6 protein-coding genes and 1 pseudogene are annotated in these 8,332 nt (G+C 71.3%); 3 read left to right on the forward strand and 4 right to left on the reverse strand.

All coding sequences use genetic code 11. The annotated features are described in order from the left end of the window. Both ABZY11_RS40710 and ABZY11_RS40715 read left to right on the forward strand, forming a co-directional pair. On the forward strand, positions 1-2,488 hold a 2,488-nt coding region (locus ABZY11_RS40710; protein WP_356484000.1), incomplete at its 5' end, for a hypothetical protein. Positions 2,489-2,602: 114 nt separating this feature from the next. Continuing rightward, positions 2,603-3,565: a LysR family transcriptional regulator gene (locus ABZY11_RS40715; RefSeq protein WP_356484001.1), complete on the forward strand. Its 963-nt coding sequence runs from the start codon at positions 2,603-2,605 to the stop codon at positions 3,563-3,565. Between the two features lie 87 nt (positions 3,566-3,652). Here ABZY11_RS40715 and ABZY11_RS40720 read toward each other — a convergent pair whose 3' ends face one another. After that, positions 3,653-3,958 (reverse strand): 4a-hydroxytetrahydrobiopterin dehydratase, encoded by a 306-nt coding sequence (locus ABZY11_RS40720; protein ID WP_356484002.1) that lies wholly within the window; start codon positions 3,956-3,958, stop codon positions 3,653-3,655. Positions 3,959-4,021: 63 nt separating this feature from the next. Here ABZY11_RS40720 and ABZY11_RS40725 point away from each other — a divergent pair, with 63 nt between their 5' ends. Then, positions 4,022-4,825: a helix-turn-helix transcriptional regulator gene (locus tag ABZY11_RS40725; protein ID WP_356484003.1), complete on the forward strand. Its 804-nt coding sequence runs from the start codon at positions 4,022-4,024 to the stop codon at positions 4,823-4,825. On the opposite strand, the gene ABZY11_RS40730 is transcribed toward ABZY11_RS40725, so the two are convergent. The 3 genes and pseudogenes from ABZY11_RS40730 to ABZY11_RS40740 form a co-directional block, all read right to left on the reverse strand. Then, on the reverse strand, positions 4,815-5,558 hold the full coding sequence (locus ABZY11_RS40730; protein ID WP_356484005.1) for a YoaK family protein: 744 nt from the start codon (positions 5,556-5,558) through the stop codon (positions 4,815-4,817). The genes ABZY11_RS40725 and ABZY11_RS40730 overlap by 11 nt on opposite strands. Before the next feature lie 123 nt (positions 5,559-5,681). Next, positions 5,682-8,084 carry a protein translocase subunit SecD gene (gene secD / locus ABZY11_RS40735; RefSeq protein ID WP_356484004.1) on the reverse strand — a complete coding sequence of 801 codons (2,403 nt, stop codon included), beginning with the start codon at positions 8,082-8,084 and terminating at the stop codon, positions 5,682-5,684. A gap of 30 nt (positions 8,085-8,114) precedes the next feature. Further along, a pseudogene (locus tag ABZY11_RS40740) lies at positions 8,115-8,332 on the reverse strand (hypothetical protein); the annotation flags it as partial.

The raw sequence follows: 8,332 nt of genomic DNA on the forward strand, positions 1-8,332 counted from the left end.
GTGGAGCGGAAAGGCCGACGGCCGGCTCACCTCCCCGCTGCGCCGGCTCGTGCTCGTGTTCTTCCCCGACGACAAGCAGTCGGCCGATCAGTTCGTGCTCGATGTGGACTCCGTGGAGGTGGTCGGCGACGGCGGGCCGGTGGCCTCCTGGAGCCGGGCCGGTGCCCTGGAACTGACCAGCGGCGCGGACCGGGTCCTGATCGACGGTCGCGGCCGGCTGCTCGACTGGACGTCCGACGGCCGGGTCCAGTCGCCCGGTGTGCTGCCGCTCGCCGTGTACTACGACAACGGCACCGGCGTCTTCTCCGACGAGGCCACGGCCGACGTCACCCGGGTCGCCGCCGATGAGGCCGAGGTCGCCCTCACCGTGCCCGGGTTCTTCGCCGCCGAGGTGGCGGTACGGCTCCGTGCGGGACGGCTCGAACTGCGCCCGACCGCCGTGAAGAACCTCTGGTCCCGGCCCATCCTCCGGGTCGCCTGCCCCGAAGTGGCGTACCGGGTCATCCCCGCCGACGGCACCATGCTCGGCATCGCACCGAAGTGGGGCGGGCTCGCCTTCACCCGGTCGCTGCTCGCCGGCGGCTTCTACGCCAACTATGGCATGCCGACCGCGACCCACGACCTGATCCTTTTCGAGGAGGACGACTCCGCGCTCGGCGTGTACTCCGTACAGCCCGCGAACGTGAAGCCCTACCGCCCGACACAGTTCGGTTTCGTGGGTGCCCGCGCCCGCGACGAGGCCCTGACCGGGCTGATGCACCGGGTGGACGCCTGGATCGCCCCCGGCGAGTCCGGGGGACTCCCCGCGACCCGGCTGGCGGCCGGGGACACCGCGTTCGACCTGTTCGCCGCCTACCGGGCGGACAACAGGATGAACACCTGGCGCGGGCTGTCGGACAAGGTCGGCCCGCGGCTGCACGCCGGGCTGGCCGACTCGGTGCACCTCAAGGTGGACCTGTGGCAGCCGACCGGCGGCACCTGGGCGACGGGTCGGCCGGAGGCGGCGTTCGACTATCTGCGTGCCGTACCCGGCGGCCCGTACAGCGTCGAGCTCGCCAGCTACTACTCCGACGGGCAGCACGACCACCACTACCCGGACTTCCTCGCCTTCGACTATCTCGGCGGGCCGGCGGAGTTCCAGCGGCTCATCGACACCATCCACGACCGCGGGCACTACGCCAGCGCGTACACCAACCCGACGTGGTGGCATCCCGACAGCCGGGAGGTGGCGAAGCTCGGCGGCGTCGAGCGGATCGGGATCCGCGACGGACACGGCAAGCTGGTCACCAAGACACACACCGACAACCTCGGGTACCTCATCGGTGGCTGGCGGAAGGCGCCCCGGGCCCTGATCCTCGACCAGCTCCGCACGTTCCGCGACACGTACGGCCTGGACATGATGTTCCAGGACGAGATCGCGCGCCGGGAGTACGACTACTCGGCCGACTTCTGCGCGCCGCCGTACGCGTACTGCGAGGAGCTGGTGGAGCAGACCTCACAGTCCGCCGCGATCCTGCCGATCGGCACCGAGGGGGTGGGCGGTGACCGGCTCTTCCAGAGCCTGACATCGAGCCTCGGCTTCTACCTCAACACCATGCAGCTCGACCGGGCCAACACGTACGACGGGCCCAACCGCAACGGCGTCGTCGTGCAGCAGTGGCCGCTGGGTACCGCCGTCATGCACGACAAGATCGCGTTCTACCCGCACAACCTCGACCGCGGCGTCGACACCACCGAGAACCTGAGCTGGGCACTGGCCTTCGGCCTCAACCTGCACTACCAGGCACAGCACATGGAGAGGGACTTCAGGGCGGGGCGCGGATTCGAGATGCTCAAGGGGCTGTCGCTGGTCCAGAAGCGGGTCGCCAGCCGGTACTTCGGGCGGGCGATGACGGCGTTCCGGTACCTCACCGAGGATCTGAAGGTGTCGCGGACGGCGTACGAGGGGGGCGTGGAGATCGTCGCCAGCCACGACCTGGAGCCCCGCGCGCTGCCGCTCCCCGGCACTGCGGGCACCGTGACCGTCGCGCCGCACGGCTTCGTCGCCTCCGAGCACGGAACCCCGACGTACGCGCTGATCGACGACGCCCATCACCGGCCCGGCTACCTCGCACGCTGGAAGGACGGCCGGTTCGTTCCCGAGCTCGCCTGGTACCCGGCGGATCTGGCGGGATACCGGTCCGACACGATCCACGCCGACCTGCGGCTCACCGCCACGCCCGCCGAGCTCCCCGCCGCCGGCACCACCCGGGCGGCACTGACCCTCGCCGCCTGGGACGGCGCACCGGTCGACCTGGCCGGCGCGGACATCGCCTGGGAACTCGAAGGCCGGCCGATCGCGCACCTGGCCACCGACGCCGACGGCAGTGTGTGGCTCGCCCCGAACCCCGGCGCCGCCACCGGGTGGGTCACGGTCCGTGCGGTCGTCACCCGGGACGGGACACCGGCGTACAGCGGCGTGCAGCTGGTGAAGCTCACCGCCCAGTAACAGAACGCGGACGGGGCTCGGAGGCCTGCGGATGCGTGTGGTCGTTCAGGACACACCGCACCGAATGGACACCGGCATATTGCCGGTAGGCCTCCGGGCCCATAACTTGCGTTTATGGAGCTGGAGTTGCGCCATCTGCGAACCGTACGTGCCATCGCCGACACCGGGAGCCTGACCAAGGCGGCCGCGGCCCTCGGGCTCGCCCAGCCCGCGCTGAGCGCGCAGTTGCGAAGGATCGAGAAGGCCCTCGGCGGCCCGCTCTTCGACCGGGACCACACCGGCGCCCGGCCCACACTCCTCGGCGAGCTGGTGCTGGAACGGGCCCGGGTGGTACTGCCCGCCGTGAGTGAACTCCAGGAGGAGGCGGTGCGGTTCGCCAATGCCTGGGGGACCATGGAGCGCTTCCGGCTGGGCGGCACGCACGGCCCGCTGCTGGGCGGCCTCGTGGACCGCCTGGTCACCGCGCACCCGACCGCGCCCGTGTCGACGTACACCTCCTGGTCGGTCGCCGAGATCGCCTCCCAACTGGTCGACGGGAGACTCGACTTCGCGCTCATCGGGGCCTGCGGGGAGAGCCCGCCGCCCGTGCCCGACCGGTTGAATTGGCAGGTGATCGGCATCGACCCGGTCTTCGTGATGCTGCCGGAATCCCATCGGCTCGCCGACGAGGAGGAGCTCAGCCTGTCCGCCCTGGCGGACGAGTGCTGGGCGGATGTGCCGGGCGAGGGCTGCTTCGCCGACTGTTTCGTCGGCGCCTGTGCCCGCGCCGGGTTCAGCCCGGTCTCGGTGTACGAGACGGACACGGCGTCCGTCGTCCACCTCGTACAGGTGGGGCGGGCGGTCGGACTGTGCCGGGCGACGTTCCCGCCGACCCCTGGGCTGGTGACACGGCCGATCACCGGATCGCCGCTGAGCTGGCGCCATCTGCTGGGCTGGCATCCGCGTTCGACGGCGGCCGGCGCGGCGGCCGGCGCAGTGAGCGGGCACACGCGGGCGGCGTACGCGGAAGCGGTGCAGCGCAGCGAGAGCTACAGGCGCTGGCTCGCCGCGCATCCACGGTTCGGCGCGGCCATGTGACACGTCACCGCGTGCGTGCGGTGCAACGTGAGGTGACCATGTGACACATCACCGCGCGACCGTGTGACCTGCCGCGTGCCGCCGCGGCTACCTCACGCCATGTCCGGCGGCGATCGCCACCACCCGTGCGGCCAGCTTCAGATCGCTCTCGGTGACCACACCGCCCGCATCGTGCGTGTTCACCGACAGGGAAACGGTGTTGTATCCGAGGGTCAGATCGGAGTGGTGGTTCAGCTCGTCCTGGATCGCGGCGACATGCACGGTCAGCCCGACGGCGGCGAAGTGGGTGTGCAGCCGGTAGGTGCAGGTGATCCGGTCCCCTTCCAGCGACCAGCCGGGCAGTTCACCCAGACGGTCCTCGATCTCCTTCTGCGACAGCGGTGCGGCGGGCATACGGCGACTCCCTCATCAGCGATCGGTGCCGGTCGGCGGTGCCGGTGACGTTACGGTCTGGGTATGACAACTGTCGCGATTGACACGGGGGTAGGGCCGCTGCTGCGCAGCTGGCGGGAGCAGCGCCGGATCAGCCAACTGGAGCTGGCACTGCGTGCCGATTCCTCGGCCCGGCACATCTCCTTCATCGAGACGGGCCGTTCCCGCCCCAGCGAGGAGATGATCCTGCGGCTGGCCGAGCATCTGGACGTCCCGGTCAGAGAGCGCAACGCCCTCCTGGTGGTGGCCGGATACGCACCCCACTACGCCCAGACCGCGCTCGACGACCCGGCGCTGGACGCGCTGCGGGAGGGGATGGAGCGGTTGCTCCAGGCGTACGACCCGTATCCGGCGCTCGTCGTCGACGGTACGTACAATGTGGTGGCGGCCAATCGGGGCATGTCGATGATGATGGACGGAGTGGCCGAGCATCTGCTCGTACCGCCGCTGAACGCCATGCGGCTCACCCTGCACCCGGAGGGCCTCGCCCCGCGCATCCGCAATCTGCGGGAATGGCGGGCCGATCTGCTGGCCCAGATGGAACGTCAGATCGCCCTGGCCCGTTCGGCGGAGCTGCGTGCGGTGTACGAGGAGGTCTCGGGCTATCCCGTACCGGAGAGCGCCGAAAGCACCGCCTCGGGGCCCGTCCCGTCGATGCCCTTCGCGCTGCCACTGCTGATCGAGCACGACGGAGGGGTGCTCTCCTTCGTCTGCTCGATCGCGACGTTCAACACACCGATGGATGTGACGGTGGCCGAGCTGGCGATCGAGACGTTCCTGCCCGCCGACCAGGTCACCGCCGACTACCTGCGGTCTCTCACTTCCTGACGACCGGAGCGGCCCAGGGCGCCTGCGAGCGCGCCAGGGCGAATGCGGCAACGGTCACGCCGGCCAGGACGGCCGCGGCGAACAGCAGCGGAAGTCTCGGGTGTCCGTGCAGTACGGCCATGGCCCCGGCGACCGCGCCGAGCATCATGGCGGCGGCCGAGAGCACCCGCCGTCCGGCCCGGCTGCCGCCTCCGCCGGCGAACCGGCTGTCGGAGAGGACGCCGGTGATGGTCAGGGTCAGCACCGTCGTGGTGAGGTCGGGAACCGCCAGCGCCCGGGAGACGGCGTTCTGCACCCCGAGCCCCAGCCCGAGCAGCGCGACGAGCGCGAAGCGGACCCCGCCGGCGAACGGGTGGCCGGAGAGCAGGGTGACGATCAGCGCGGCCAGGACACAGGCGGTCTCCACGAGGAGCGCGTACAGCAGCGTCCGGCCGCGATGAGTCAGGCCGCGGTGCACGATCAGGCCGCCGAGCAGTGCCCCGACCGCGAACGCGGCGAGGGCGACGAGTGACGCGGCGAGCGAGAACCCCGGGGCTCCGGCGACGGCGAAACCGGAGAAGACCACATTGCCGGTCATGTTCGCCACGAACACCCTGCCCAGCTCCAGATAGCTGACGGCGTCGACCAGACCGGTGACGACGGTCAGGGCGAGCATCAGGGGCGGCAGCGGTCCATGGCGGTCGCTCATGTCCGGTACGACGGTGGACCATGCCTCACGCAGCACGACGGGCATGGGCACGGGCGCACTCCGATCACGGGGTCGAGTGGTCGGAATTGTGCGCCACGGACCCGCGGATCACCACGACCGACGCACAGTGCCCCTCCCGGCACGCCCTGCCGGGAGGGGCACCGGTTGCTACACGCGCGCTCCGTTGTCGAGCGGGTCCCGACGCGCCCGGCCCGCACCGGATCCGCGTCCCGGTGCCCGCTTGCGGGCGGGGGGCGGGGCCTTGCTGCTCCGTTCCAGGACGAGCGCGGCCGGTACGGCGGTCATCACCGAGGAGTACGTGCCGACGCAGATGCCGATCAGCAGGGCGAGCGCGAAGTCCGCGAGGGAGTCACCGCCCAGCACGGCGAGTGCGGTGAGAATGAAGAGGGCGCCCATTCCGGTGTTGAGCGTCCTCGGGACGGTCTGGAGGACGGCCCGGTTGGCGACCGTGGCGACGGGCACGCGGCGGGCCTTCGCCCACAGCTCCCGCACCCGGTCGAAGACGACCACCGAGTCGTTGACGGAGTATCCGATGACCGTGAGGAGCGCGGCCAGGAAGATGCCGTCGACCGGGCGTCCCAGCCAGGCGAACGCGCCGACCAGGATGATCACGTCGTGGACCAGTGCCGCGACCGAGCCGACCGCGAAGGTCCAGCGGAATCTGATCGCCAGATACGCCAGTTGGACGAGGACGGCGATGCCGAGCGCGATCAGGGCGTTGCGCCGGAGTTCGTCGCCGAGGCTGGGGCCGATGAGTTCGTCGCGGACCTTGGTCGTCTCGCCGCCCTCCTTGGCGAGGGCGGCGCGCATGGCGTGTTCGCCGTCGTTGTCGAGCTTTCCGGTCCGTACGGAGAGGTCGCCGGCGCCCGCCGTGGTGACCTCGGCGTCTCCGAAGCCCGCGTCGGCCAGGGCGGTGCGGGCCCGCTCCACGTCGACGGGCCGGCTGGTCGAGTACTCGACGAGCCGGCCGCCGGTGAATTCGACTCCCAGGTTGACGCCGCGTACGACGATGCCGAGGACGGCGACGGCGACCAGGGCCGAGGAGATCAGCAGCCAGCGGCGCGGGGACCGCATCAGCTGGGGGTCGCGGCGGGTCAGCCAGGTACGCACCCGGCCGGGACCGGAGACGCCGTTGACGCCCGGGTAGTCGCTGACGAACCGGGAGCCCGCGGCGATCTCGGTGAGTGCGCGGGCGATGACCAGCGCGGAGAACATGGAGGCGATCACACCGATGGCGAGTGTGACCCCGAAGCCCTTCACCGGTCCCGAGCCGAGGAAGAAGAGCAGTCCGGCCGCGATCAGCGTCGTCGCGTTGGAGTCGGCGACGGCGCTCCAGGCACCACGGAATCCGGCGGTCAGCGAGGAGCGCAGCGACCGGCCCGGATGTTGTGTGTGTTCCTCCCTGGCCCGCTCGAAGACCAGCACGTTGGCGTCGACCGCCATCCCGATGGCCAGGACGAATCCGGCGAGGCCCGGAAGGGTGAGGGTGACGCCGAGGGCCACCAGGGCCGCGTAGGAGATCAGTCCGTAGGCGGCGAGCGCGACGGCGGCCAGTGCGCCGAAGAGCCGGTACACGAAGGTGATGAAGAGCGCGGTGGCCGCGGCGCCGATGAGGGCGGCCCGGGCGCTGGCGTCGATGGCGGCGGCGCCGAGCGTCGGGCCGACGGTCCGCTGTTCGACGATCTCGACGGGGAGCGGCAGGGCGCCGCCCTTGATCAGCAGGGCCAGTTCGCGGGCCTCGTCCGCGCTGAACGATCCGGTGATCTGGGTGGAGCCGGAGGGCAGGCCGACGTTGCAGCCGACCGACGGGGAGACCTGCGGGGAGGAGATGATCTGCTGGTCGAGGACGATGGCGACGCGGCGCCGGTCGTCCTGGACCGGATGGCAGGCGGCTTCGCCGGTCAGCCGGGTCCAGTCCCGGCCCGCGTCCTTGTGGAAGTCGAGTGAGACGGTCCAGCCGGCGCCCTGCTGGGCGTCGAACGCGGCGGTGGCGTCCTTGACGCCCGCGCCGGAGAGCCTGGCCGGGCCGAGGTCGAGGTCGCGGCCCTGCTCATCGGGGAGCGTCGGGCCGTCGCCGGACTTCTCACCGCTCTGCTTGCCGGATCCGCCGGGTTTCTCCTCGGTCGGGGTGCCGGATCCGCCGGGTTTCTCCTCGGTCTGTGTGCCGGATCCGCCGGGTTTCTCCTCGGTCTGTGTGCCCTGTCCCTGGACGGCGTGGAAGCTGAGCTGGGCGGTCCTGCCGATGACCTCGGCGGCCTTGCGCGGGTCCTGGACGTCGGGGAGTTCGACGATGATCCGGTCCTCGCCGGAGCGGGTCAGCGTGGGTTCGGCGACGCCGAGGGAGTCGATGCGCTGGCGGAGCACCTCCAGGGTGCGGTCGGTGCTGTCCCGGTCCGCCTTCGCGGTGTCCGAGTCCTTGGCCTGGAGCACCATTCTGGTGCCGCCCTGAAGGTCGAGGCCGAGTCTGGGTGACATGGTCAGCGTGATGAGCACGGAGACGAGCAGCACGGCCGCAGCCAGAACCGCTCGCACCGTGGTGGCGCGAGTCATGGGTTTCCTCCGAGGGGGCGCCGGGCGCCCTCACCTCGGCGAGGACGGGACGGCGGTTCTGTGGGACGGGACCGGTGACTGGACCGGTGACCGGTGAACGGCCGTCCACGGAGGCCCGCGTACGCCGGGGAGCGCGTCGCGGGAGCGGTTGGTGGCACGAGGGGGTGCGGCGGGGGCGGGCCGGTGGGCTCGGTGCGGTGCGGGGATGCCGGGCGCGCCGGGCAGCAGGAGGTCGGGGCCGGGCGGCG

This window comes from Streptomyces sp. NPDC006510, from assembly GCF_040611955.1.
Lineage (GTDB): Bacteria > Actinomycetota > Actinomycetes > Streptomycetales > Streptomycetaceae > Streptomyces.